Origin of the sequence: Rhizobium sp. YJ-22 (assembly GCF_029601685.1) — a bacterium.
Taxonomy (GTDB): Bacteria; Pseudomonadota; Alphaproteobacteria; order Rhizobiales; family Rhizobiaceae; genus Metarhizobium.
On record NZ_JARRIR010000011.1, the window covers coordinates 187,903 to 211,378 of the forward strand.

At 64.8% G+C, this 23,476-nt stretch carries 22 protein-coding genes; 11 read left to right on the forward strand and 11 right to left on the reverse strand.

Going from position 1 to position 23,476, the window contains the following annotated elements:
* Positions 1 to 108: 108 nt before the first annotated feature.
* From P7F60_RS23435 to P7F60_RS23465, 7 genes are all read right to left on the reverse strand, one after another.
* Positions 109 to 1,149, reverse strand: coding sequence for a histone deacetylase family protein (locus P7F60_RS23435; protein ID WP_277920111.1), 1,041 nt, complete (start codon positions 1,147 to 1,149; stop codon positions 109 to 111).
* A gap of 99 nt (positions 1,150 to 1,248) precedes the next feature.
* Positions 1,249 to 2,424, reverse strand: coding sequence for a substrate-binding protein (locus P7F60_RS23440; RefSeq protein ID WP_277920112.1), 1,176 nt, complete (start codon positions 2,422 to 2,424; stop codon positions 1,249 to 1,251).
* 49 nt (positions 2,425 to 2,473) lie between these two features.
* Complete coding sequence (locus P7F60_RS23445) at positions 2,474 to 3,175, reverse strand: ABC transporter ATP-binding protein (RefSeq protein ID WP_277920113.1); 702 nt, start codon at positions 3,173 to 3,175, stop codon at positions 2,474 to 2,476.
* A complete protein-coding gene (locus P7F60_RS23450; RefSeq protein WP_277920114.1) occupies positions 3,176 to 3,877 on the reverse strand; it encodes an ATP-binding cassette domain-containing protein in 702 nt (233 codons plus the stop codon). It abuts the gene before it with no gap.
* On the reverse strand, positions 3,874 to 4,836 hold the full coding sequence (locus P7F60_RS23455) for a branched-chain amino acid ABC transporter permease (RefSeq protein WP_277920115.1): 963 nt from the start codon (positions 4,834 to 4,836) through the stop codon (positions 3,874 to 3,876). Before P7F60_RS23455 ends, P7F60_RS23450 begins: the two co-directional genes overlap by 4 nt.
* The gene (urtB, locus tag P7F60_RS23460; RefSeq protein WP_277920146.1) at positions 4,833 to 5,693 is read right to left on the reverse strand and encodes an urea ABC transporter permease subunit UrtB; all 861 of its coding nucleotides are present in this window, start codon (positions 5,691 to 5,693) and stop codon (positions 4,833 to 4,835) included. Before urtB ends, P7F60_RS23455 begins: the two co-directional genes overlap by 4 nt.
* Positions 5,693 to 6,820, reverse strand: coding sequence for a class II histone deacetylase (locus tag P7F60_RS23465; protein ID WP_277920116.1), 1,128 nt, complete (start codon positions 6,818 to 6,820; stop codon positions 5,693 to 5,695). Before P7F60_RS23465 ends, urtB begins: the two co-directional genes overlap by 1 nt.
* A gap of 357 nt (positions 6,821 to 7,177) precedes the next feature.
* On the opposite strand from P7F60_RS23465, the gene P7F60_RS23470 reads away from it, so the two are divergent.
* The 10 genes from P7F60_RS23470 to P7F60_RS23515 all read left to right on the forward strand — a co-directional run bounded on the left by P7F60_RS23470 (position 7,178) and on the right by P7F60_RS23515 (position 17,269).
* Positions 7,178 to 7,888 carry a GntR family transcriptional regulator gene (locus P7F60_RS23470; RefSeq protein WP_277920147.1) on the forward strand — a complete coding sequence of 237 codons (711 nt, stop codon included), beginning with the start codon at positions 7,178 to 7,180 and terminating at the stop codon, positions 7,886 to 7,888.
* A complete protein-coding gene (locus P7F60_RS23475) occupies positions 7,885 to 8,796 on the forward strand; it encodes a dihydrodipicolinate synthase family protein (protein ID WP_277920117.1) in 912 nt (303 codons plus the stop codon). Before P7F60_RS23470 ends, P7F60_RS23475 begins: the two co-directional genes overlap by 4 nt.
* Positions 8,789 to 10,306, forward strand: a complete 1,518-nt coding sequence (locus P7F60_RS23480) for an aldehyde dehydrogenase (protein WP_277920118.1) — start codon at positions 8,789 to 8,791, stop codon at positions 10,304 to 10,306. The genes P7F60_RS23475 and P7F60_RS23480 overlap by 8 nt, the downstream gene beginning before the upstream one ends.
* Positions 10,303 to 11,634 (forward strand): FAD-binding oxidoreductase, encoded by a 1,332-nt coding sequence (locus P7F60_RS23485; RefSeq protein WP_277920119.1) that lies wholly within the window; start codon positions 10,303 to 10,305, stop codon positions 11,632 to 11,634. Before P7F60_RS23480 ends, P7F60_RS23485 begins: the two co-directional genes overlap by 4 nt.
* Before the next feature lie 74 nt (positions 11,635 to 11,708).
* The gene (locus P7F60_RS23490; protein ID WP_277920148.1) at positions 11,709 to 12,560 is read left to right on the forward strand and encodes a glycine betaine ABC transporter substrate-binding protein; all 852 of its coding nucleotides are present in this window, start codon (positions 11,709 to 11,711) and stop codon (positions 12,558 to 12,560) included.
* A gap of 90 nt (positions 12,561 to 12,650) precedes the next feature.
* The gene (locus P7F60_RS23495; protein WP_277920120.1) at positions 12,651 to 13,700 is read left to right on the forward strand and encodes a glycine betaine/L-proline ABC transporter ATP-binding protein; all 1,050 of its coding nucleotides are present in this window, start codon (positions 12,651 to 12,653) and stop codon (positions 13,698 to 13,700) included.
* Positions 13,701 to 13,715: 15 nt separating this feature from the next.
* The gene (locus P7F60_RS23500) at positions 13,716 to 14,555 is read left to right on the forward strand and encodes an ABC transporter permease subunit (RefSeq protein WP_277920121.1); all 840 of its coding nucleotides are present in this window, start codon (positions 13,716 to 13,718) and stop codon (positions 14,553 to 14,555) included.
* Entirely contained in the window at positions 14,552 to 15,406 is an 855-nt protein-coding gene (locus tag P7F60_RS23505; protein ID WP_277920122.1) for an ABC transporter permease subunit, read from the forward strand. Before P7F60_RS23500 ends, P7F60_RS23505 begins: the two co-directional genes overlap by 4 nt.
* Before the next feature lie 10 nt (positions 15,407 to 15,416).
* On the forward strand, positions 15,417 to 16,415 hold the full coding sequence (locus P7F60_RS23510) for a 4-hydroxyproline epimerase (RefSeq protein WP_277920123.1): 999 nt from the start codon (positions 15,417 to 15,419) through the stop codon (positions 16,413 to 16,415).
* 122 nt (positions 16,416 to 16,537) lie between these two features.
* The gene (locus P7F60_RS23515) at positions 16,538 to 17,269 is read left to right on the forward strand and encodes a GntR family transcriptional regulator (protein ID WP_277920149.1); all 732 of its coding nucleotides are present in this window, start codon (positions 16,538 to 16,540) and stop codon (positions 17,267 to 17,269) included.
* A 6-nt stretch (positions 17,270 to 17,275) separates the two neighbouring features.
* Here the strand turns inward: P7F60_RS23515 and P7F60_RS23520 are convergent, their stop codons facing one another.
* Complete coding sequence (locus P7F60_RS23520) at positions 17,276 to 18,622, reverse strand: FAD-binding oxidoreductase (protein ID WP_277920124.1); 1,347 nt, start codon at positions 18,620 to 18,622, stop codon at positions 17,276 to 17,278.
* A gap of 4 nt (positions 18,623 to 18,626) precedes the next feature.
* Positions 18,627 to 19,511 carry a dihydrodipicolinate synthase family protein gene (locus P7F60_RS23525; RefSeq protein ID WP_277920125.1) on the reverse strand — a complete coding sequence of 295 codons (885 nt, stop codon included), beginning with the start codon at positions 19,509 to 19,511 and terminating at the stop codon, positions 18,627 to 18,629.
* Between the two features lie 221 nt (positions 19,512 to 19,732).
* Between P7F60_RS23525 and P7F60_RS23530 the strand changes: the two genes are divergently transcribed.
* Entirely contained in the window at positions 19,733 to 20,446 is a 714-nt protein-coding gene (locus P7F60_RS23530) for a GntR family transcriptional regulator (RefSeq protein ID WP_277920126.1), read from the forward strand.
* Between the two features lie 2 nt (positions 20,447 to 20,448).
* Here P7F60_RS23530 and P7F60_RS23535 read toward each other — a convergent pair whose 3' ends face one another.
* Positions 20,449 to 21,447, reverse strand: coding sequence for an Ldh family oxidoreductase (locus P7F60_RS23535; RefSeq protein WP_277920127.1), 999 nt, complete (start codon positions 21,445 to 21,447; stop codon positions 20,449 to 20,451).
* A 1-nt stretch (position 21,448) separates the two neighbouring features.
* A complete protein-coding gene (locus P7F60_RS23540) occupies positions 21,449 to 23,434 on the reverse strand; it encodes an FAD-dependent oxidoreductase (RefSeq protein ID WP_277920128.1) in 1,986 nt (661 codons plus the stop codon).
* Positions 23,435 to 23,476 lie beyond the last annotated feature (42 nt).

Here is a 23,476-nt window from a genome sequence, read left to right on the forward strand (position 1 = left end):
AGGCGGCGACCGGCCGGTTCTCACCGGGACCGATGCTGATGGCGTTGATGCGCGCCCATACAGGCGAAAGGCGCTCGACATGACGGATGGCTGAAGCCGATGGCCTCGTCAGGCCGAACCGTGTTCAAACCCCGAGAGCACATTGACGGCGTTGACACCCAGCATCTCAACGGCATAACCGCCCTCCATGACGAACAATGTCGGCAGGCCGAGGGCTGCGATACGTTCGCCGATGGTGACGAAATGCGCGCTTTCGAGCCTGAACTGCGAGATCGGATCGTCCTTGAACGTATCGACGCCGAGCGAGACGACAAGTGTGTCCGCACCATAGGCGGCAATGCGGGCGCAGGCATCCTCGAAGGCATTCCGCCAGCGGGGCCAGTCGGTGCCGGAGGGCAGGGGATAGTTGAGGTTGTAGCCGGTTCCGGCACCTGACCCGGTCTCGCGGGCATAGCCGAGATGGAAAGGGAATTCGAAGTCGGGATCGCCATGCAGCGAGGCGAGCAGCACGTCGTCGCGGTCGTAGAAGATTTCCTGCGTGCCGTTGCCGTGGTGATAGTCGATATCGAGGATGGCGACACGCCCGGCCCCCTGGTCACGAAAATATTGCGCGGCGATGGCGGCGTTGTTGAGGTAGCAATAGCCGCCGAAGAAATCGCGGCCGGCATGGTGGCCAGGCGGGCGGCACAGCGAAAAGGCCGATCGGGCGCCGTTCCGGACGATCTCGGCGCCGGCAAGCGCGGTATCGGACGCACGCTTGGCCGCCCTCCATGTCGTTTCGGTGATCGATCCGGCCATGTCGAAGGAATAATAAGATAGTCGCGCATCGAGGCCGGAGGGGGGCGTATCGATCGGCGGCATGGAACGGTGCCGCCAGCTATAGGGCCAGACTTCGCCGTCCCGGCCCGCCGCGCGCCACTCATCGAACACGCTGCGCAGAAAGTCGACATAGCCGGTGTCGTGGATCCGCTTGATGAGGGCGATGTCGAATTCCGCCGGTGTCTCCACCGGACCGAGGCCGACTTCCCGGACGCGAGCCAGCACGATTTCGGCGCGCCTGGGCATTTCGAAGGTCTCGACGATCTTGCCGAAGGAGAGTTCCATGCCGCTGTGATGGAGATGGTGGTCGGACGTGTAGAAGGTTTTCATCGGTGGCTTTGCCTCGCAAAAAAATTCTCTAAAAACAATAGAATAACGCCGCCCCACGATGTTTGCCGGGCGGCGTTTCGGTCTTTGATTGGCGTGGTGTCAGAGCTTGCAGTAAGGCGTGACCGGCTCGATGGCGCCGAAGCTCTTCACCACCTCGTAACCGACGCCGTCGTCCTTGGCTTTGCCGACGAAGGAATTGACGACACAATGATTGTTGGAGCCATCGATGCGCACCTTGCCCTGCGGCGCGTCGAATTCGACCGAGGGAAGGGCGGCCAGAACCTTGGCATCCTCGAAGCTGCCGGCCTTTTCGGCGGCGAGCGCATAGAGATGCAGGCCGTTGTAGCCGGCCTCGCCGATGCCGTTGACCATCTTGTCCTGGCCGAAGCGCTGGCGAAAGCCATCGATGAAGGCCTTGTTGGCGGGGCTGTCGATCGACATCCAGTAGGGCTGTGGCGCATAGGTGCCGGCGGCAACGCCGGGTGGCAGGGCATCCTTGTTGAACACCTCGTCCAGCGGCGCGATCAGCGGCTGGCGCATGTCGAAGCTGCGATATTGCTTGAGCTGGGTGACGGCATCGTTGCCGACCACCATCGACCAGACGATATCCGGCTTGCTGTCCTTGATCTTCTGGAAGGCGGGGCCGAAATCCTGGGTGCCGAAGGGATAGAAATCGGCGCCGACGACCTTGCCGCCCGCCTTTTCCAGGGCCGCAGTGATCGCCTCGGTCATCTTGCGCGGCCAGGCATAGTCAGAGCCCATGATATAGACGGTCTTGCCGAGGCTTTCGACGATCCACGGCGCCATGGGATCGACCTGCTGCATCGGGATCGGCCCTGTCGCGACGAAGTATGTGTCGCATTCGCCGCCTTCGAAATTGGTGGGATAGAAGAACAGCTTTTTCGCCCGCGAGGTGACCGACAGCGTGGCGCTGCGCTCCAGCGAGATGATGGTGCCCATGACCACGTCGACCTTGTCCTGACCGATCAGCTTGCGGGCCTTGTCGACGGCGCCCTTGGTGGTCGTCTGGTTGTCCTCGACGATCAGTTCGACCTTGCGGCCGGCAATGCCGTTTGCGGCGTTGAGTTCGTCGGCGGCCAGCTTGTAGCAATTCATCAGCGTCTCGCCGAGGATCGCCTGCAGGCCGGTGACGGGAATGGACAGTCCCACCTTCACGGTATCGGCGGCCCGCAGGATGCCGGGGAAGGAAAGCCCGGTGCCGGCGAGCATGGCCGCGCCCGCGCCCTGCTTCAGGAGATCGCGTCTGTTGATCATGGTCTTCATCGTTACACCCTCTTCGTCGTCAAGGCGGGCCTGGTCCCGCTTATAAAGCCAGGAACTGCGCAAGAAGCTCTTCATTGCGGAAGGCCGATGTCTCGGCCGCATGGACGATCAGACCCTTGTCCATGACGATGCAGCGACCGCTGGCATGGAGGGCGAGATCGAGATTTTGCTCGACCAGCAGCACGGCGATGCCGCGTTCGCGCGCCAGGCGCGGCACGAGTTCGCCGATCTCCTGGACGATGTTCGGCTGGATGCCCTCGGACGGTTCGTCGAGCAGCAGCGCCTTCGGCTGGCCGCACAAGGCGCGGGCAATCGCCAGCATCTGCTGCTGGCCGCCGGAAAAGGTGCCGGCCATCTGACGACGCCGGTCGCGCAGGATCGGAAAATGGGCATAGGCTTCGTCAAGCAGACGTTTCACATCGATCTTGCCGGCGGCGCGCGTGCCGACTTCGAGGTTTTCCTCCACCGTCAGCCGGCCGAAAATGCCGCGTCCCTGCGGCACATGCGCAATGCCGGCGCGGGCGCGCATATAGGCGCGGCTGCGGCTGACATCGCGGCCATCGATGCGGATCGTCCCGGCTTGCGTGGCCAGCGCGCCGCCGAGCGTGCGCAGCAGCGTGGTCTTGCCGGCGCCGTTGCGGCCGAGCAGGCCGACGACCTCGCCGGCCGAAATCGACAGGTCGACGCCGTGCAGCACGGGAAGCGCGCCATAGCCGGATTTGAGCCCCGAAACCGTGAGCATCTAGCGCCTCCCCAGATAGACGTCGCGCACGGCGGGATCGGCTTCGATCTCGGCGAAGGGGCCGCGACGGAAGAAGCGGCCCTGATGCAGCACCAGCGTATCGGCGTCCAGCGCCCGCACGAAGCTGATGTCGTGCTCGACGGCGATGATTGCCAGCCGTGCCTGCAGGCGGTGGATCAGCCGGGCGGTCGCCTGGGTTTCCTGCGGCGTCATGCCGGCGGTCGGTTCGTCGAGCAGGAGCAGGCTCGGGCCGGTTGCGATTGCCATGCCGATCTCCAGCCATTGCTTTTCGCCATGCGGCAGTTCGCCGGCCTTGACCTCCCTTTTGGCCGAAAGGCCGATCAGTTCGATGACATCGCCCTCCAGCGCCGGTGCGCTGCCGGTTCCGCGGCGGGCGATGTCGAGGTTGTCGGCGACCGACATGCTGGGAAAGACCGAGGGTATCTGGAATTTGCGGGCGATGCCGGCGCGCGCGATGCGATGCAGCGGCAGGCCGCTGATCGGATTGCCACGAAACAGGACGCTGCCGGCGGTCGGCTTCTGCGTGCCGGTCAGGACGTTGAGAAAGGTGCTTTTTCCGGCGCCGTTCGGGCCGATGATGCAGGCAAGCGACCGTTCGGCAATCGAGAAGGAAATGCCGGACAGCGCATCCAGCCCGCCGAACCGTACGCCGATATCCCTGGCTTCGAGAAGCGCCGTCATCGTGTCCTCCCCGGCAGAACGCCGCGCAGGCGCTGGGCGATGGAGAGAATGCCGTCCGGCAGCAGGAAGACGATCAGAACGAAGATGCAGCCGATGATCAGTGGCCACAGGCTGGGATTGTAGCTGGAGATTTCCTGCTGCGCCCGCTGCACCAGAACCGCGCCGACGACCGGCCCGATCAGCGTGCCGCGCCCGCCGATCGCCACCCAGACGACGACCTCGGTGGACAGAAGCAGGCCGATGAGATCGGGCGCCACCAGCCCGGCCATGGCGACATAGAGCGCCCCGGCAAGGCCGGCGATGGCCGCCGACAGCGTAAACGTCAGCGTCAGGCGCTGGGCGGCGTTGTAGCCGAGGGCGGCGGCGCGCATCTCGTTGTCGCCGATGGCGGTCAGCACCTTGCCCCAGGGCCCGACCGAGACCAGCCGCAGGCCGAGCAGGCAGGCGACCAGGATGACGGCGACGGCGGCATAGCTGGCGATGTCGCCGGAGAGATCGAGCGCGCCGAAGGCGAGCGGCGGAACGCCGAGCAAGCCGGTATCGCCGCCGGTGACGTCGCTCCACGAGATCGCCACCTGCTGGGCGATGACCGCCAGTGCCAGCGTCACGATGGTGAAGTAGCTGCCGCGCACCCCGCCGAAAAACATGAAGTAGCCGATTACGGCGGCCAGCAGGGCGCTGGCCGCCACCGCCGCGACGAGGCCGAAAAGCGTCGGTTGTGCCAAGTCCGGCATCATGCTGACGATTGCCATGACATAGCCACCAAGGCCGAAGAAGCAGGCATGGCCGAAGCAGAGAATGCCGGTGCGGCCCCAGAAGAAATCGAGGCTGGCGGCGAACAGGCCGAAGATCAGCGCATCGCGCATGACGCCCAGCATATAGCCGTCGACGACATTCGGCAGCAAGGCGAGAAGCAGGATGCCGGTCGCGAAGGTGGCGAACCAGGTGCGGTTGCTCATGCGCGGCCTCCGATGGAAACGAGGCCATGCGGGCGGAAACGGACGATGACGATCGCCGACAGGAGCACCAGCGCCTGTGCCAGCGACGGTGAAATCTGATAGTTGAGGATACTCGTCAGGCCGCCGACGAAGGTGCTGCCGGCAATCAACCCGAAGACCGAGCCGGCGCCGCCGACGATGACCACGAAAAAGGCATTGGCGAGATAATTGACGCCCATCTGCGGCAGGACGGTGGCGAGCGGCGAGATCAGCGCGCCGGCAAGCCCGGCGACCGCCGCCCCGAAACCGAAGGCGACGGCGTAGGTGCGGCGCGTGTTGATGCCGACCGCTTCGGCCATGTCGCGATTCTGGATGACGGTGCGGATATCGAGTCCGAAACGGGTGCGGGCGACCAGCAGGACGACACCGGCCAGCGTCAGCAGCGCGATGGCGATGAGGATCAGGCGATAGACCGGATAGGCGGTGACGCCGAGATCGATGACGCCGTCGAGGGGCGGCACCACCGGTTTCGCACCCAGGCCGAAGGTGAGTTCGATGCCCTGCTGCAGGATGAGGCTGACGCCCCAGGTCGCCAGAATGGCGCCGACCGGCCGTTCATAGAGGCAGCGCAGGATGATGCCTTCGAGCAGCAGCCCGACGATGGCGCCGATCACCGGGGCCGCGACCAGCCCAAGCCAGAAGGAGCCGCCATGGCTCTGCACGAAGTAGACCGTGAAGGCGCCGACGGTAACGAACTCGCCATGCGCCAGATTGGTGACGTTCATCAGGCCGAAGCTGATCGTCAGCCCCAGCCCGACAAGCGCCAGGATGCTGATCAGCGTCAGGGCATTGAGAAGGGTGGTGACGGCAAGGTCCATCACCGGCCCGCCCTTGCCGAAAGACGGGCGGCGAGACGATCGACCAAGCCCTCGGCCCTGGCGATCATCACGTCCTGATGCGGCTGAAGCGCCTGCCAGCCCCATTCGTCGATATGGTCGGTGAGGGGATCGACGACCTCGGTGCGCACGCCGGCCAGCGTTTCGATGACGGCATGGCCGCAGAAAGGCACGTAGCCTTCCGAATAGCCGCCCTCATGGGTCATCACCAGGCGGCCGCCGCAGAGTTCCGCCGCAGCCCCCGCCAGCCGCCGCGCCAGGCGCCGATAGCATTCGCTGTTGAGCATCATCCGCCCCAGCGGATCGAAGCCGGCACCGTCGAAACCGGAGGTGACGACGATCATGTCGGGGCGGAAAGCCTGCAGGGCAGGCAATACGACGCGGTCGAAGGCCGCTTCGTATGCGCCGGTGCCGCTACCTGGAGGCAAGGGAATATTGATGTTGAAGCCTTCGCCGTCGCCCGATCCGTTGTCGGCAACGGCGCCGCGGCCGATCGGATAGAGATTGTCCTGATGGATGGAGATCGCCAGCACCGAGGGGTCGTCGTAGAAGGCCGATTCCGTGCCGTTGCCGTGATGCACATCCCAATCGACGATGGCGACGCGGCCGAGCAGGCCTTCCGCCTGCAGCCGGCGAATGGCGACGGGGGCATTGCCGAACAGGCAATATCCCATGGCGCTGTCCGGCTCGGCATGATGGCCCGGCGGGCGCACCAGCGCATAGGCATTGTCGACGCGGCCGCTCAGCACCGTCGCCATCGCCATCCAGGTGCCGCCGGCCGACAGCAGCGCGATCTCGTAGCTGCCGCGCCCGATCGGCGCCTGCGGCCCGGCATAGATGCCGCCGACCTTGCTGAGTTCCTGGATGTTCTCGATGTGGCGGCGGGTGTGGACGCGGGCCAGATCCTCGGCGGTGACCGGCTCGGGCTCGATGCGCACCAGATGGCGGGCGAGGCCGCTGACATGCAGCAGGCCGTTCAACCGCCGCTTGGTGGCGGGCGCCTCGACATGCAGCCCCGGCTCGACGAACCGGTCGGGCGGCATCATCTGGGCGCTGGTGCCCGTATCGTGCCAGAGATAGTGCTCGTGAAAGACGTAGCCGGTTGTCATGACGCCGTATCCTGTTGCGGATAGGAGGTCTAATACGGCCCGTCCGCCTTGTCCCGATCCGAAAGGAGGGCAGGCGCCAAAATTTACCCCATCCTTTCGGAGGGGTTCTGGGGCGCTTCGCCCGCCAGCAGCGGTCATTCTCGTTCATAGACGAAATTTTTTCAACGGTGACGGTGGTCGCTGGTCGAATACAAGCCATTGTTTTAAATGCGATATTTCGTACGAACCTAAGCGGTCGTTGGAGAATGTATTCTCAGATAGTTTTCAATGTATAACAGCATTATACATTTTGATTGACTTGGCCACCGCGCCATGAGAGCTTTCCTCCATCGACAAGCCGATGCCGAGGAGGGGCCGGTGAAGGGCGGCAAGCAAGATCTCTACGACGACCTGAAGCGGCAGATCCTGACGATGGAACTCGATCCCGACGAGAGCCTCGACGAGGCGCTGATCGGCGAGCGCTATGGTCTTTCGCGCACGCCGGTACGGGATGTCTTCCGGCGGCTGGCGGGAGACGGCTACCTGGAGATTCGCGAAAACCGGCGCGCCCGGGTCATCCCGATGAACCACGAGACCCTCCGCAATTTCTTCCTCGGCGCGCCGATGATCTATGCGGCGATCGGCCGGCTGGCGGTGCAGAACGTCAAGCCGCGCCAGCTCGCCGACCTGCGCGACACGCAGGAGCGTTTCCGCCGTGCCAGTCTGTCGGACGAGGCCCATGCGATGGTTATCGAGAACAACCGGTTCCACGAGATCATCGGCGAGATGTCCGGCAATGCCTATCTGCGGCCGAGCCTCGGGCGGCTTCTGATCGACCATGCCCGCATCGGCCACACCTTCTTCCGGCCGAAGAACGAGGACATGCGTCGCCGCCTGCAGCTTGCCGTGGATCACCACGACGGATTTATCGCGGCCATCGCCGCGCAGGACGAGGACGCCGTCGTCGACCTGGTTTTCGAACATTGGGAACTGTCGCGCGAGAACATGGAGATGTTCATCGCGCCGCGAGGAATGAAGGCGGACGCCCGTTTCGACGCGCCTGCCGCAACCATGGAGAGATCGTCTTGAATTTCGAAGGCATCTATACGCCGGCGATAACGCCGCTCGACCCGGACGGGCAGATAGACAGGCAGGCATTCGCCGCCGTGCTGGAATCGCTGATCGAGGCGAAGGTGCATGGCATTGTCGTCGGCGGCTCGACCGGCGAATATTATGCCCAGACGGCACAGGAGCGCTTCGATCTCGGTGCTTACGCCAGACAAGTGATCGGCAATCGCCTGCCGCTGGTCATCGGCACCGGGGCGACGCGTACCGAGGATTCGGTCGAATATGCCAAGGCCGCGAAAGAGATCGGCGCTGACGCCATCCTCGTCTCCTCGCCGCCCTATGCCCTGCCGACCGAGCGCGAAAACGCCGTGCATGCGTTGACCGTCGATCGCGCCGCCAATCTGCCGATCATGCTCTACAACTATCCGGCCCGCATGGGCGTGATGATGGGCGAGGAGTATTTCTCCCGCGTCGGCAAGTCGAAGAACGTCGTCGCCATCAAGGAAAGCTCCGGCGAAACCGCCAATATGCACCTGCTGGCGCGCAAATTTCCGCATATCGCGCTCTCCTGCGGCTGGGATGACCAGGCGCTGGAATTCTTCGCCTGGGGGGCAAAAAGCTGGGTCTGCGCCGGCTCGAATTTCCTGCCGCGCGAGCATGTGGCGCTCTACGAGGCCTGTGTGCTCGAAAAGAACTTCGACAAGGGCCGGGCGATCATGACGGCGATGCTGCCGCTGATGGATTTCCTCGAAGGCGGCAAGTTCGTGCAGTCGATCAAGCATGGCTGCGAGATCATCGGCCTCAAGGCCGGGCCGGTACGCGCGCCGCTGCGCCCCATGACATCAGACGAAAAGCGAACCCTCCAGACTGTCGTCGCCACCTTGAAGCGCACGGTCGCCCAGATCACGTCGGGAGCCAACCATGCATGAACCCTTGACCGCAGCCGAATACAAGGCCATCGCCGCCGGCCTCGACCTGCCGACCAACGCCTTCGTCGACGGCGCTTTCCGGCCGGCCAATTCCGGCAAGACGTTTCAGACGACCAATCCGGCGACCGGCGACGTGCTCGGCAATATCGCCGCCTGCGATGCAAGCGACGTGGATTTTGCCGTGGCCAAGGCCAGGGCTGCTTTCGATGACGGCCGCTGGCGTCTTCAATCGCCCGGCGAGCGCAAGGCGGCGCTGCTGAAGCTCGCAAAATTGCTGGAAGACAACCGCCATGAACTGGCGGTGATGGAAAGCCTCGACAGCGGCAAGCCGGTGCGCGAATGCCAGACGGTCGATATTCCCGACACGATCCACACCATCCGCTGGCATGCGGAGCTGATCGACAAGCTCTACGACAACACCAACAATGTCGGCGCCAATGCGCTGGCCATGGTGGTGCGCGAGCCGATCGGCGTCGTCGCCTGCGTGCTGCCGTGGAATTTCCCGCTGCTGATGCTCGCCTGGAAGATCGGCCCGGCGCTGGCCGCCGGCTGCTCGGTGATCGTCAAGCCGGCGCAGGAGACGACGCTGACCACGCTGCGCGTCGCCGAACTGGCGCATGAGGCGGGCATTCCCGCGGGTGTCTTCAACGTCGTCACCGGCGGCGGCAGCGCGGTCGGCGAACCGCTTGGCTTGCATATGGATGTCGACATGGTGGCCTTCACCGGCTCGACGCCCACCGGCCGGCGCTTCCTGCGTTATGCGGCCGATTCCAACCTCAAGAAGGTGGTGCTGGAATGCGGCGGCAAGAACCCGGCGGTGGTGCTGGCCGATGCCGAAGACCTCGATCTCGTCGCCGAGCAGGTGGTCAACGGCGCTTTCTGGAACATGGGCGAGAATTGCTCGGCGACCTCGCGCCTGATCGTCCATGCCAGCATCAAGGACGAGCTGCTGCAACGCATCGGCGCCTATATGCGCGACTGGAAGACCGGCGATCCGCTCGACCCCGAAAACCGCATCGGCGCGCTGGTCAGCAAGGCCCATTTCGAGAAGGTCAAATCCTTCCTCGACGACGTGAAAGCCGAAAAGCTGTCGTTGGCCCACGGCGGCGAGACCTATGAGGGCGCCTTCATCGAACCGACGGTGGTCGATGGCGTGACGCCGAAAAGCCGGCTGTTCCAGGAGGAGATTTTCGGGCCGATCCTGTCGGTGACGAGTTTCGAGACCCTGGCGCAAGCCGTGACGCTTGCCAACGACACCAATTACGGCCTGACTGCGTCGATCTATACGGGCAGCCTGCGCCATGCGATCCGGCTTTCCCGCGATATCCGCGCCGGCCTCGTCACCGTCAATTGCTTCGGCGAGGGCGATGCCTCCACCCCCTTCGGCGGCTACAAGGAATCCGGTTTCGGCGGGCGCGACAAGTCGGTCTTCGCCCATGACAATTACTGCGAGCTGAAGACCATCTGGATCGACATTTCCGAACGCTCCCTCGACGAGACGGTCCGATGACCACGACCTCCGTCCGGCGCTTGCCGGTGGAAAATGGCGTCTCCGGCTGGGAGGCGATCAGCGCCCGGCCGTTTGCCGCCAGAACCCTCGAAGGCAACGTCACAGCGGACTGGCTGATCATCGGCGCGGGCTTTGCGGGCCTGTCCGCGGCCCGCCGGCTGCTGGAACTGCGCCCGGACGACCGCATCGTCATTCTCGAAGCCGGCGAGGTCGGCAAGGGCACGGCCGGGCGCAATTCCGGCTTCATGATCGATGTGCCGCACAATCTGTCGTCCAGCGAATATTCCAGCGGAAGCGCCGATGCAACGCGGCTGGAAATGGCGCAGAACCGCTCCGCCATCGCCTTTGCCAAAGCCGCCGCCGAGGAATACGGCATGTCGCGCGAGACCGTCGATCCCGCCGGCAAGATCAATGCAGCGGCAACCGCCCGGGGCATGGCGCTGAATGCCAGCTTCGGCCAGTCGCTGCGCGGGGCCGGTGAAAAGCACGTCTTCCTCGATGCCGGCGAGATGCGCGACATCACCGGCTCGGATTATTACCTCGGCGGCCTCTATACGCCGGGCGCAATGCTGATCCAGCCGGCGGATTACGTCCGCGCCTTCGCCGCCGGCCTCGTCCGCCGCGCCGACCTGTTCGAGCGCTCGCCGGTCACCGTGCTTCGCCGGGGCGGCGGCACCTGGACGGCGGTGACGCCGCGCGGGACGGTGACGGCCCCGAAAACGATCGTCTGCGTCAACGGCCATATCGACGATTTCGGCCATTTTCGCGGGCGGCTGATGCATATCTTCGCCTATGCCTCGATGACCGCGCCGCTGCCGGCGGGTGCGGCGGGCCGCGACCGCTGGGCGCTGCTGCCGGCCGACGCCATGGGCGCGACGGTGCGCAAGATCATCTCCGGCGGAAAGGCGCGCATCGCGATCCGCACCCGCTACACCTATGACACCACGGTTTCGCTCTCCGCCCACCGGCTGGCGAAGATGGCGCAGGAGCATCGCCGCTCGCTCGACGCCCGGTTTCCGGAACTGGCGAACATTCCCTTCGAGCATAGCTGGGCCGGGCGGCTCTGCCTCAGCCGCAACCATGTGCCGGCCTTCGGCGAGGTCGAGCAGGGGCTCTATTCCGCCTGCTGCGAAAACGGGCTCGGCACCGTCAAGAGCACGCTGGCCGGCATGATGGCGGCGGAACTGGCGACCGGAACCCGGTCGCGCGAACTGGAAGACTACATGGATCACCGCCAGCCGTCGCGCATTCCGCCGCAGCCCTTCGCCTGGCTCGGCATCAATTCGGTGATCCGTCTGCAGGAATTGCGTGCCGGCCGCGAGGGCTGACCTCGGCCGCGCAATGGCGACCGGCTGTGCCGGAAACCGCGAGTGGGAACCAAAACAAGAGGAGAGAGTGAATGATGAAGACGTTGTGGAAGGGGCTGTGCGCGGCCGCCATGGTCGGTTTGACCATGCTGCCGGCGCGCGCCGAGGAAAAGTCGATCACCATGGGCACTATGTCCTGGGAAGACTTGACGCCGATCACCGGCATCACCAAGAAGGTGCTGGAAGACCAGGGCTACACCGTCAAGGTGGTGGAATTCGCCGAATGGGGCATCGCCTATGCGGCGCTGGCCAAGGGCGACGTCCAGATCCTGGCTTCGCAGACCGATTATGTCGCGCAGGATTACTGGAACAAGAACAAGAAGAAGCTGGAAAAGATTTCGCCGGTGTCGCATGGCCTGTTCCAGGGCGTCGCCGTGCCGAAATACGTCACCATCGACAGCATGGACCAGCTCAACGATAATGCCGACAAGTTTGGCGGCAAGATCGTCGGCATCGAGCCGGGCGCCGGCCTGATGCGCGACACCGGCAATGCGGTGAAGGAATATGGCCTCAAGCTGCAACTCGTCGAGGGCAGCACCGCCGCCATGACCGCAGCGCTGAAATCCGCCATCGACCGCAAGGAATGGATCGCCGTCACCATCTGGGAACCCTCCTGGATGATGCAGAAATACGACGTCAAGTTCCTGCAGGACCCGAAGGCCGTCTTCCCGCCGCCGCAGAGCTATTACTGGATCGGCCAGAAGGGTTTTTCCGAGAAGAACCCCCATGCCCGTGAAGTGATCGCCAGCGTCTACGTGCCGCTTGCCGATATCACCGGCATCAACGGCGCCGTCAGCGACGGCAAGACCATGGACCAGGCGGTGTCGGACTGGACCACGGCCCATGCCGATCTCCTCAAGCGCTGGGAAAACATCAAGGGCGAATGATCCCGCAAAGGCGAGCCGCCCGCGCCGCGCGCGGCTCGCCAGCAGCCGGACAACAAGGAGCCGACCGGAACCGGCTCGTGGGGGAACATCATGAACATTGCGCACAAAGACGTGAGCGAGATCCTGGTCGATTGCCGTTCGGTCTGGAAGATTTTTGGCACGCGCGCGGCGGCGGCCATCGAAGCCGTCGAGACGCGCGGACTGTCGAAGAAAGACATCCTCAAGGAATTCAATTGCGTGGTCGGCGTCTCCGACGCCAACCTGCAGGTCCGCCGCGGTGAAATCTTCTGTATCATGGGTCTCTCCGGCTCCGGCAAGTCGACGCTGATCCGCCTGCTCAACCGCCTGATCGAGCCGAGCCTCGGCACGGTCATGGTCAAGGGAAAGGATGTCGCGTCCCTCGATGCGGCGGCCTTGCGCGACATGCGGGCGCGCAATATCGGCATGGTGTTCCAGAGCGTGGCGCTGCTGCCCTATCGCACAGTCCTCGAAAACGCCGCCTTCGGCCTCGAAGTGCGTGGCGTCGCCAAGGACGAGCGCAACAGGATCGCCCGTGCTGCCCTCGACAAGGTCGGCCTTTCCGACTGGACGGAGCGTTATCCTTCCGAGCTTTCCGGCGGCATGCAGCAGCGCGTCGGGTTGGCCCGCGCGCTTGCCGCCGATCCCGAGATCATCCTGATGGACGAGCCGTTCAGCGCCCTCGACCCGCTGATCCGCCGGCAGTTGCAGGACGAATTCCGGCAATTGACCAAGTCGCTCGACAAGTCGGCCGTGTTCATCACCCATGACCTCGAAGAGGCGATTCGCATCGGCGACCGCATCGCCATCATGAAGGACGGCGTCATCGTCCAGATCGGTAATGCCGAGGAGATCGTCACCAGGCCCGCCGACGACTACGTCGCGGACTTCGTCGCCGGCATCTCGCGCATCCATCTCGTCAAGGCGCATTCGATCATGCAGCCGGTCGCCGCCTATCGCGGCGATATAAACGCGCTGCCGCGCGCCGCGCCGGAAGCGGATATCAGCGCGTTGATCGAGCTGACCATGCAATCCGAACACGATGCGATCGCGGTTGTCGACAACGGCGCCGTCATCGGCGTGGTGACGACCCGCGACCTGCTTCGCGGCGTCGCCACCTGACGGGGGAGGAAGGGCATGGACATGTCGACGCTTCCGGACACTTTCGACAGCGCCATCGACGACGCGCTGTCCTGGATCAGCGACAATGGCGAGGGCCTGTTCGATTTCATCCGGGCGATCCTCGAAGGCACCTATGACGGCGTTCTCTGGCTGCTGCAGCTTTTGCCGTTCTACGGCATTGCGGCGATCGCCGCCGTCCTCGGATGGCGGCTGGTGGGCCTGCGCTTCGGCATTGCCGCTGGCGTGGCGCTGGTCGTCTGCGCGCTGATGGGCCTGTGGGGCGAAACCATGAGCACGTTGGCGCTGGTGGTCACCGCAACCGTGCTGGCGCTCGCCGTCGGCATTCCGCTCGGCATCGCCGCCGGCTTCCTGACCACGCTCGACCGTATCCTGCAGCCGGTGCTCGACCTCATCCAGACGCTGCCGCCCTATATCTACCTGCTGCCGGCCATCGCGCTGATGGGTTTCGGGCCGGCGACGGCGCTGATCGCCACCGTCATCGTCGCCATGCCGCCGGCCATCCGCCTGACGGCGCTCGGCATCCGCATGACGCCGCGTGAATTCATCGAGCTGGGACAGGCGAGCGGCTTGACCGGCTGGCAGCTGTTTTCCAAGATCCGTCTGCCCTTCGCGCTGCCGAGCATCATGGCCGGCATCAACCAGAGCCTGATGATGGCCTTCGGCATGGTGGTCATCGCCGGCATCGTCGGCTCCGGCGGGCTTGGCGAAACCATCTACGGTTCGGTCCGCACGCTCGATATCGCCACCTCGATCAATGCCGCCATCGCCATCGTGATCCTGACCATGGTTCTCGACCGGCTGACGCAGAGCGCCGGTAAGGGAGGGAAAGCATGACCCTGGAATCACTGCAGTTTTCGCCCGGCGCCTATCTCGCGCCGTCGGTGGATTGGCTGAACGCCAACTTTCACCCCGTTTTCGACCTGGTGACGCGGGCAATCGAGGCGCTGCTCAGCGCCATCGAATACGGTCTCGTCGCGCTGCCGTCCTACGCGGTCATCGCCATCGCCACGATCCTGGCGGGCATATTCGTCAGCCCGGGCATCGGCATCATGACCGCCGTAGCGCTAGGCTTCTGCCTGGCGGCCGGCCTGTGGACGGCCTCGATGCAGACGGTGGCGCTGGTAACGGTCGCGGTGGCGATTTCCGTCGCCATCGCCTTTCCGCTCGGCATCCTCGCCGCCCGCCACAAGCGGCTGGAGGCGGCGTTGCGGCCGGTGCTCGACATCATGCAGACGGTGCCGCCCTGGGTCTATCTCATTCCGGCGGTGTTGATCTTCAGCCTCGGGCGCGTGCCGGCGATCATCGCCACCATCGTCTATGGCATTCCGCCGATGCTGCGCCTGACGACGCTCGCCTTTAACCAGATCCCGCGCGATCTCGTCGAGCTTGGCAAGGCGATCGGTGCGCCGCCGCGCGCCATCCTGTTCAAGATCGAGATACCGTCGGCCATGCCGACGCTTCTGGTTGGGCTGAACCAGTGCATCCTCCTGTCGCTGGCCATGGTCGTTCTCGCCGGCCTCGTCGGCGCCGGCGGGCTGGGAGCCGAGGTGACGCGCGGCCTGACGCGCATGGAAATGGGGCTGGGCCTGCGCGCCGGCCTCGCCATCGTCGCCGTCGCCATCCTGCTCGACCGGCTGTCGCGCGGCGCGCTCCACCGGCCGCGCGCGACAGCCAAATCCTCCTGAAGGGAAAACCATGCGCCACAGCTTCTTCTGCATCGACGCCCATACCTGCGGCAATCCCGTCCGCCTCGTCGCCGGCGGCGGCCCCTTGCTGCCGCATTTGCCGATGGCGGATCGCCGCGACCTGTTCGTGCGCGATCACGACTGGATTCGCAAGGCGCTGATGTTCGAGCCGCGCGGCCACGACATCATGTCCGGCGCAATCCTCTATCCCGCTTTTCGCGAGGATTGCGAGGTCGGCGTGCTGTTCATCGAGGTCAGCGGCTGCTTACCGATGTGCGGCGCCGGCACCATCGGCACCGTCACGGCGGGCATTGAGGAAGGGCTGATCACGCCGCGCGTGCCCGGCCAGCTCTCACTCGAAACGCCGGCCGGCCGGGTCGATATCCGCTATGAAAAGCCGGGCGAGCACGTCGAATCCGTGCGCATGTTCAATGTCGCGAGCTATCTTCATGCGGCCGATGTCGCGGTCGAGGTGCCGGGGCTTGGCCGGCTCGTCGTCGATATCGCCTATGGCGGCAATTTCTATGCGGTGATCGAGCCGCAGGCGGCCTGGGCCGGCCTCGACCGCATGTCGGCCGGCGATATCGTCGATCTCAGCCGCCGTCTGCGCGATGCGCTGGCGGAAGTCTGCGATCCCGTCCACCCTGAGGACGCCCGCATTCGCGGCGTGCACCATGCGATCTGGTGCGATGCGCCCAAGGGCGAGCGCAATGACGGGCGCGGCGCCGTCTTCTACGGCGACAAGGCGATCGACCGTTCCCCCGGCGGCACCGGCACCTCGGCGCGATTGGCCCAGCTTCACGGCAAGGGTCGCCTGAAGGTCGGCGACCGTTTCCGCCAGGAAAGCCTGATCGGCACGGTGTTCGAAGGCCGGATCGAGGCCGAGGAGGCGGTCGGCCCCTTCGCCGGCATCCGCCCCAGCGTCGGCGGCTGGGCGCGCATCATCGGCCACAACACCATTTTCGTCGATGACCGCGATCCGCTCGCGAATGGATTCCAGATCGGATAACTGCCCTTTGCGGCGCTCGCGGCCTAGAAACCACCAGAGGCCTGCGATATCTGTATACAAGGATAATTATTCGATGTTTTGCAGAGCGTGCGGATGCAGTGCCGGCGTAAAAAAGGGTGACGATGATGAAGGGCGGCAAGTCGGCGCTCCATGAAACGCTGAAACGCCAGATCCTGACGCTCGAGCTGGAGCCGGACGGCGATCTCGACGAGGTGAAGCTCAGCGAGGAGTACGGGATTTCGCGCACGCCGGTGCGCGACGTGCTGCGCCAGCTCGCGGTCGACGGCTATGTGGATATCCGCGAGAACCGCGGCGCTCGCGTCGTGCCGATGAATCATTCCACCTTGCGCGATTTCTTCCTCGTCGCGCCGATGATCTACGAGGCGATCGGGCGGCTTGCGGTGCAGAACTGCCGCGCCGGCCAGCTCGACATCCTCAGGGCCTGTCAGGAGCGGTTTCGCGCTGCGGTAATGGCGCGCGACGCGGAAAAGATGGTCATGGAAAACAACCGTTTCCACGAACTGATCGGCGAAATGGCGGGCAGCGCCTTCCTGAAGCCGACACTGAACCGGCTGCTGATCGACCATGCCCGCATCGGCCATACCTTCTTCCGCCCCGCGACTGCGGAGATGGAAGACAACCTCGCCAAATCCTGCCTGCATCACGACCGGATGATCGAGGCGCTGGCGCAGCGCGACGAGACCGCGATGGTCAACCTCGTTTTTGAACACTGGGATCTGTCGCGGCAGAACATGGAGCTGTTCATCGCGCCGAAGGCCCTGACCTCGGAAACCAACCGCCGCGTCGCCGCGCGCCGCGACAGCGAAGAAAGCCTGTCCGAGGTTTCATCGTAAGCGGCGTTATTCGCCGCCCGCCCGCCATTCCTTGATGGCGAGATTGGCTTTTGCGCCGATGGTGGTGAAGGGTTGCGGCGGCAGGCGTCTGGGCGCATCGAAGCGTGCGAAGATCTCCGTCAGCCGCGATGTGTGGCCAAGCATCAGCTCGGCGGCCGCGATGCCGTTGGCGGTGGCCTTTGTCGCGCCGACGCCGTTGCAGCCGCAGGCGGCGAAAATACCCTTTTCGATCTCGCCGAAGGCCGGCACCGAATTCCAGGTCACGGCCATCGCGCCTGCCCAGCGATATTCCATGGGAATATCGCCGATCCCGGGAAAACGCGCCCTGAACTTGCGGTCATGCACCGCGCCGGCGCGCCGCAACGTGCCCTCGCCGGCCTCGATGGTCGGATGGTAGGTGTAGCGGGAGCGGATGAGGACACGGTCGCCCTTTTCGCCGGGAATGCGCCGGACGGTGGTTCCCATGGGAAGGGCAGGGGTCGCGGCCCATTGGCGCTGTCCCGCCAGATGGCCGGGATCGAACTCCCGCGTCATCGAGGCGAAGGTAAAAATATGCAGCAGTTCGGATTTGAAGAAGCCGAAACTTTGCGCATGGCCATTGTTGGCGAGAACAATCCGGCCGGTGCTGATCGATCCTTCAGGTGTTTTCACGAGCCAGCCGTTGCCGGAACTCTCCAGCCGGACGGCCGGCGTACGTTCGTAGACGTGGACGGGATCGTGCAAGCAATCCGCCACGCCACGGATATAGGCCGCCGGCTGCACCATGACGGTGCCGGGGGTGAACAGCGCCGATGTATAGGCCCGCGAGCCGGTGACTTCGGCAATCTCGCGCTGGCTGAGGAGCTGATGCTTTTCCCCGAGGTTTATCAGAGCCCTGGCGTAGTCGATGAGATGCCGGTCGCCGGCGCTGCTGATCGCGACGCTGTAGCGGCCGCAGGGATCGAAAATGTCCCGGCCCCAGCCTTGCTCGGCGGCAATCGAGCTGGCCAGCCCGATGGCGGTGCGGTTGATCTCGATGGCTTCCCGGCTTTTCGTCATGGAGTCCCCGCCGTAATCGTCTGAGGAGACGTCATGCGGCAGGTCGATGATGAAGCCGGAATTGCGGCCGGCGGCTGCCTCGCCGATCACGCCCGCTTCCAGCACGGCGACCGTGAGGCTGGGGTCCAGTTCGGAAATTCGCCGCGCCGCGGAAAGCCCGGCAAAGCCGCCGCCGATAATGACGATATCGGCGGTCGCGTGCCCCTGAAGCGGGGGATTGCCCTTGCGGGGCGGGAGCATCGCGACCCAGGCGGAGACCCCGTTATTCTTCGGGAGCCTCGCGGCCACGAATACCGTCTTGGCGGCCGCGACCATCGCCTCAGGCTTCCAGCGCGATGAGATCGCCGAGGGCGGCGCGAAGGGTTTCGATGCGCTCGGCGGGCAGGGGGCGCAACGGCTTGCGCGGATTGCCGGCGCCGCAGCCGGTCAGTTCCGCCGCCGCATAGACGGACTGGACGTAGTCGCCTTCCCAGATCAGCGACATCGCAGGTTCGAGCGCCGACCAGATTTTTCGCGCCTCGTCCCACTTGCCTGCGGTTGCCGCAGCAACAAGGGCGAGGCAGGTGCGCGGCGCGAAATTCGCCCCGCCCCAGATCAGGCCGCTGGCGCCGGCAAACAGGGCGAAGGGTACGAGATTGTCGGCGCCATTCATGACCGGTAGGCCGGTGCGGATCAGCGAGGCCTGCTTGCCGAGATCGCCGCCGCTATCCTTGACGGCACAGAAATTCGGGATGGCGCACAGTTCCTTCAGCAGCGCCGGCGTCACCGTCACCCCGACCGCATGCGGCACGTTGTAGCCGATGACCGGCAGGCCGGCGGCGGTGACCTCCGTGTAGAATGCGACAATGCTCTCGTCGTCGGTCGGGCCTTCGAAGAAGGGCGGCAGCACCATGACGCCATCGGCGCCGCAGTCGGCAGCGAATCTGGTGCGATCCACGACATCGGCCGTCAGCAGGGCGGAGGTCTGGGCGATGACCTTTGCACGGCCGTTGATGATCTTTGCGCCGCGCCGCACCAGTTCCTTCGATTCCTCCCGCGACAGATAGACATGCATGCCGGTGCCGGAGCTGAGCACGAAGCCGGGAATACCAAGCGCCAGACAGCGCTCGATGTTTTCTTCGAGTCTGGCGAAATCGATACGGCCTTCGGCATCGAAGGGTGTGGCGATCGCGAAATTCAGTCCGGGAAAGGGGAAATTCGGCATGTCAGAGGTCCGCAGGCTTGGGCATCGGGTGCCGGTTCATCGGGACGAGCATCGCTGGCTTGGATCAAGGCGGCTGGTTGCTCGTCGCTGATCATTGATAATACAATAGATAGACAATTGATAGACTGTCAAGGCGTCGGACGTTGCGGCTCTTCGTCATCTGGAAAAAACCATTTGAAACTGTTAGGTCTATCTTTTGTAGACAAATCTCGGAGGCCGCCATGGCTATTGACCATCTTTCCGGCGCGCTCGGCCAGGGGGCCGACAGGAAGACGGCGCTCAGCACCACGCTGCGGCAGCGGATCCTGACCATGCAGGTGGCGCCCGGCGCGGTGCTGGACGAAGTGGCGCTCAGCGAGGAGTTCGGCCTGTCGCGGCCGCCGGTGCGCGAGGCGATGCGCCAGCTTGCCGGAGAAGGCTTTATCGAGCTGGAAGCGAACCGACCGGCGCGCGCCGCCTCGATGAGCTATCGGACGCTGCGCGATTTCTTTCTGGTTGCGCCGATGATCTATATCGCGGCGACGCGGCTGGCGGCCGAGAACGCCTCGAAGGCCGATATCGCCGGTCTGCGCGACATTCAGGATGAATTTCGCGCAGCAGTGCGCAGCAACGATGTCGACAGCCGCGTCTTCCAGAACGACCGCTTTCACCTGCGCATCGGCGAGGTCGCCGACAATGCCTTCCTGCTGCCGAGCCTGCGCCGGCTGCTGATCGACCACGCCCGCATCGGCAAGATTTTCTATCGCCCCAGCAATGCGCGCATGGTCGAGGAACTGGAGGAGGCCTCGCGCCAGCACGACGATATCGTCGATGCCATCGCCGGTCATGATGCCGACCGCGCCGAGGTGCTGGTGCGCGCCCATCTCGACCTGTCGCGTCGCAACATGGCGATGTACGCCGCGCCGGAGGGCTTGCAGATGTCGCTGGAGTGCTGACGTCAGCCCTCGGCGAAGCGCTTCAACGCCTCGAAGACGGCGCGCGGCATCGTAAGGCTTTTCTGAGAAGACGGTTCCCGGTGCCGGCTGACGCCGGGAATGTGGACGCCGAGTTGCTGCAGGCGCTGGATCTGGCCGTGGGCGCGCTCGACGCGGCCGTCTTCGGCCGGGCCGGGCATCATGGCGATGATCGTCAGGCCCACGGCCGGCGAGGCGTTGCCGGTATTGAAAGGTGCGGCGTCCAGCGACCAGAAGCCGCCGGACAGGCCGGCGGAAAGCATTTCCACCATCAGCGCGATATTCGCGCCCTTGCGCCCGCCGAAGGGTAGCAGCGCGCCGGCGAGCGCCTTTTCCGGATCTTCGGTATCGGCGCCATCGGCATCGACGGCCCACCCCTTCGGGATCGACCGACCCTCGGCCGCGGCGGCGATCAGGTTGACATAGGCGGTGGCGCTGGCGGATTGGTCGATGACCAGCGGCGGCGTCGCCTCGCCGAGCGGAAAGCCGAAGGCGATCGGATTGGTGCTGTAGACGGCGGGGCCACCGCTCCTGGCGACGAGCATGGCATTGGCATTGGTCGCCGCCAGCGCCACCAGCCCCTTCTCGGCCAGCCGGCGCACGTAATAGCCGAGTTCGCCCGTGGTATAGCCGTTCGACTGGGTGAAAATGGCGATGCCGAAGTTTTGGGCCGTTTCGACGATCTCGGTAAAGGCGAGATCGAAGCCGAACTGAGCGATGCCGCCATCGGCGTCGGACGCCAGGAACGCCGGAAACGGCCGCGTCAGCTTCGGCTGCGGAGCGCCATTGATGCGCCCTTCACGAAAACTGTCGAGGTAGTCGACCATATGCGGGAAGCCCAGCGTCGATGGCCCGAACTGCGCCGCCGAAAGCGTGGCGTCGACCAGCGCGCGCGCCGTTGCCGGACTGACGCCGGCGCCGAGGCAGGCCTTCCGCGCCAGCGCTTCCGCCTCGGCCTGGCCGAGTTCGACGATATCCGCCATGTCAGATCTCCAATCCCGCTTTCCTGCCTTCGAAAAATGCGTAAGGCGCTTGCCGCGGCGCGGCGCAATCGCCGATCTGACGGATCGGCAGGCCGAGTGCGGCCAGATCCGGCATCAGCCAGTCGGCGGCCATGTTGGTGGTCGCGGTAACAAGCGTGTCGGCCTCGACGAAGCGGCGGTCGCCGGTATTGTGATCGATGAGGGTCGCGCCGTTGCCGTGCCATTCGGCGATGCTGGCTTCGACGATCCATTGCACGCCGAGCTTCTTGAGCGCTTGGCGCATGGGGACGTCGGCGGCAGTTCGCTGCAACTCCTTGCCGACGAAGGGGTCCGGGGTGACGATGGTCACCGCATGGCCTTCCTCGGCGAGTTTCCAGGCGGTGCCGCCGCCGCGCCAGCCGCCGCCTTCGTCGACGAGCAGCACGCGATGGCCGGGCCTTGCCTGCCGGGCCATGATCGCCTCGACGGTGAAGACATTGCCGTTTTCAATGCCCGGCAGCGTCTCGACGGTCGGCAGCGCCTTCTGAAAACCGGTTTCGGGCGAATAGGAGCCCGTCGCGGCAATGACGATATCGAAATCGGCCGGCGCGATATCGCCGGCCTCGACATAGGTGTTGAGGCAAACCTCGACACCGAGCTTTTCGAGTTGCCGCTCATACCAGGCGATGAGATCGAGAATCTGCGCCCGCCGCGGCTGCAATCCGGCCAGCAGGAAATTGCCGCCGAGGCGGCTCGACGCCTCCGACAGCACCACATAGTGGCCGCGCTCGGCGGCGGCTCTTGCCGCTTCCAGCCCGGCCGGGCCGCCGCCGATCACCAGCACGCGTTTCGGCTCCCCGGACTTGCGAAAACGATCGCCACCCCATTCGGCCTCGCGCCCGACCGAGGGATTGATCAGACAGCTTATCCAGTAGTCGCGGGAGCGACGGCCCCAGCACATCTGGTTGCAGGAAATACAGCCGCGAATGTCGTCGGGGCGATCCTCCCCCGCCTTGGTGGCGAGATGCGGATCGGCGATCTGGCCGCGAACGATCGAAACGAGATCGGCGGCGCTTTCGCCCAGCACCGTCTCGGCATTTTCGGGCGTGCGGATATGGCTTTCGGCGATGACGACGGCTTTCCTGACGACGCCCTTCAACACGGCGGCGAGATCGGCGCCGAGCTTTTCGGGATAGAGGAAGGTCGGCATCAGCTTGTAAAAATCGAGATAGCCGCCGGAACCGCAGGTGACGTAGTCGATGAGGCCGAGGTCGTCATGCAGCTTGACGATCTCGGCAAGCTCGTCGCGCTGCAGCGCGACCTTGACGTCCGGCTCGTCGCTGACGGCAAGGCCGACGATGAAATCCGGGCCGCAGACGGCGCGGATACGGGACAGGATTTCGCGCGACATGCGCGTGCGGTTTTCTAGCGATCCGCCCCACCGATCCGCTCGCCGGTTGCACCACGGCGTCCAGAACTGATCGACCATGCCGAGATAGGCGGCCCAGACTTCGACGCCGTCGAAACCGGCCTCGCGACAGCGCCGCGCCGCCTGGACGAAACCATCGATGGTCTCCTCGATCTCCGCCTCGGTCATCGCGTGCGAGCCGTCGCTGTCGTGATAGCTGGGCAGGCCGGAGGGCGACCAGTGCGGATGGAAGGAATTGTCGGAATCGCCATGCGCGCCGATATGGTAGAGCTGCTGGATCGCCACCGCGCCATGCGCCTTGATCGCCTCGACCACGCGTTTGAAATGCGGGATGACGGCGTCATCGGATGGGCGAAAATTGCCGCGCGTGAGCACGGCTGCCGCATGGACGGGCATCGGCTCCACGACGATCATCGCCGCCCCGCCCATCGCCCGCTCGGCGTAATAGGCGGCATGGCGCTCGGTCGGCAGGCCCTCGACCGCCATGTTGGCAGTGTGGGCACCAAAGACGATCCGGTTCTTCAGGACATGCGAACGCAGCTTGAGCGGTGAGAACAGGCGAGGAAATTTCTTGGACATCGCGCAATCCCGGGCAGGGTGAGTCCTGGATTTTACAGGGGG

What these genes read in the sequence shown, in the direction of transcription:
- P7F60_RS23465 (WP_277920116.1), bottom strand. Translation starts at nt 6,820, where the DNA reads ATGACAACCGGCTACGTCTTTCACGAGCACTATCTCTGGCACGATACG.
- P7F60_RS23485 (WP_277920119.1), top strand. Translation starts at nt 10,303, where the DNA reads ATGACCACGACCTCCGTCCGGCGCTTGCCGGTGGAAAATGGCGTCTCC.
- P7F60_RS23495 (WP_277920120.1), top strand. Translation starts at nt 12,651, where the DNA reads ATGAACATTGCGCACAAAGACGTGAGCGAGATCCTGGTCGATTGCCGT.
- P7F60_RS23480 (WP_277920118.1), top strand. Translation starts at nt 8,789, where the DNA reads ATGCATGAACCCTTGACCGCAGCCGAATACAAGGCCATCGCCGCCGGC.
- P7F60_RS23505 (WP_277920122.1), top strand. Translation starts at nt 14,552, where the DNA reads ATGACCCTGGAATCACTGCAGTTTTCGCCCGGCGCCTATCTCGCGCCG.
- P7F60_RS23445 (WP_277920113.1), bottom strand. Translation starts at nt 3,175, where the DNA reads ATGCTCACGGTTTCGGGGCTCAAATCCGGCTATGGCGCGCTTCCCGTG.
- P7F60_RS23515 (WP_277920149.1), top strand. Translation starts at nt 16,538, where the DNA reads ATGATGAAGGGCGGCAAGTCGGCGCTCCATGAAACGCTGAAACGCCAG.
- P7F60_RS23455 (WP_277920115.1), bottom strand. Translation starts at nt 4,836, where the DNA reads ATGAGCAACCGCACCTGGTTCGCCACCTTCGCGACCGGCATCCTGCTT.
- P7F60_RS23525 (WP_277920125.1), bottom strand. Translation starts at nt 19,511, where the DNA reads ATGCCGAATTTCCCCTTTCCCGGACTGAATTTCGCGATCGCCACACCC.
- P7F60_RS23450 (WP_277920114.1), bottom strand. Translation starts at nt 3,877, where the DNA reads ATGACGGCGCTTCTCGAAGCCAGGGATATCGGCGTACGGTTCGGCGGG.
- urtB (WP_277920146.1), bottom strand. Translation starts at nt 5,693, where the DNA reads ATGGACCTTGCCGTCACCACCCTTCTCAATGCCCTGACGCTGATCAGC.
- P7F60_RS23440 (WP_277920112.1), bottom strand. Translation starts at nt 2,424, where the DNA reads ATGATCAACAGACGCGATCTCCTGAAGCAGGGCGCGGGCGCGGCCATG.
- P7F60_RS23530 (WP_277920126.1), top strand. Translation starts at nt 19,733, where the DNA reads ATGGCTATTGACCATCTTTCCGGCGCGCTCGGCCAGGGGGCCGACAGG.
- P7F60_RS23435 (WP_277920111.1), bottom strand. Translation starts at nt 1,149, where the DNA reads ATGAAAACCTTCTACACGTCCGACCACCATCTCCATCACAGCGGCATG.
- P7F60_RS23490 (WP_277920148.1), top strand. Translation starts at nt 11,709, where the DNA reads ATGAAGACGTTGTGGAAGGGGCTGTGCGCGGCCGCCATGGTCGGTTTG.
- P7F60_RS23535 (WP_277920127.1), bottom strand. Translation starts at nt 21,447, where the DNA reads ATGGCGGATATCGTCGAACTCGGCCAGGCCGAGGCGGAAGCGCTGGCG.
- P7F60_RS23520 (WP_277920124.1), bottom strand. Translation starts at nt 18,622, where the DNA reads ATGGTCGCGGCCGCCAAGACGGTATTCGTGGCCGCGAGGCTCCCGAAG.
- P7F60_RS23510 (WP_277920123.1), top strand. Translation starts at nt 15,417, where the DNA reads ATGCGCCACAGCTTCTTCTGCATCGACGCCCATACCTGCGGCAATCCC.
- P7F60_RS23540 (WP_277920128.1), bottom strand. Translation starts at nt 23,434, where the DNA reads ATGTCCAAGAAATTTCCTCGCCTGTTCTCACCGCTCAAGCTGCGTTCG.
- P7F60_RS23500 (WP_277920121.1), top strand. Translation starts at nt 13,716, where the DNA reads ATGGACATGTCGACGCTTCCGGACACTTTCGACAGCGCCATCGACGAC.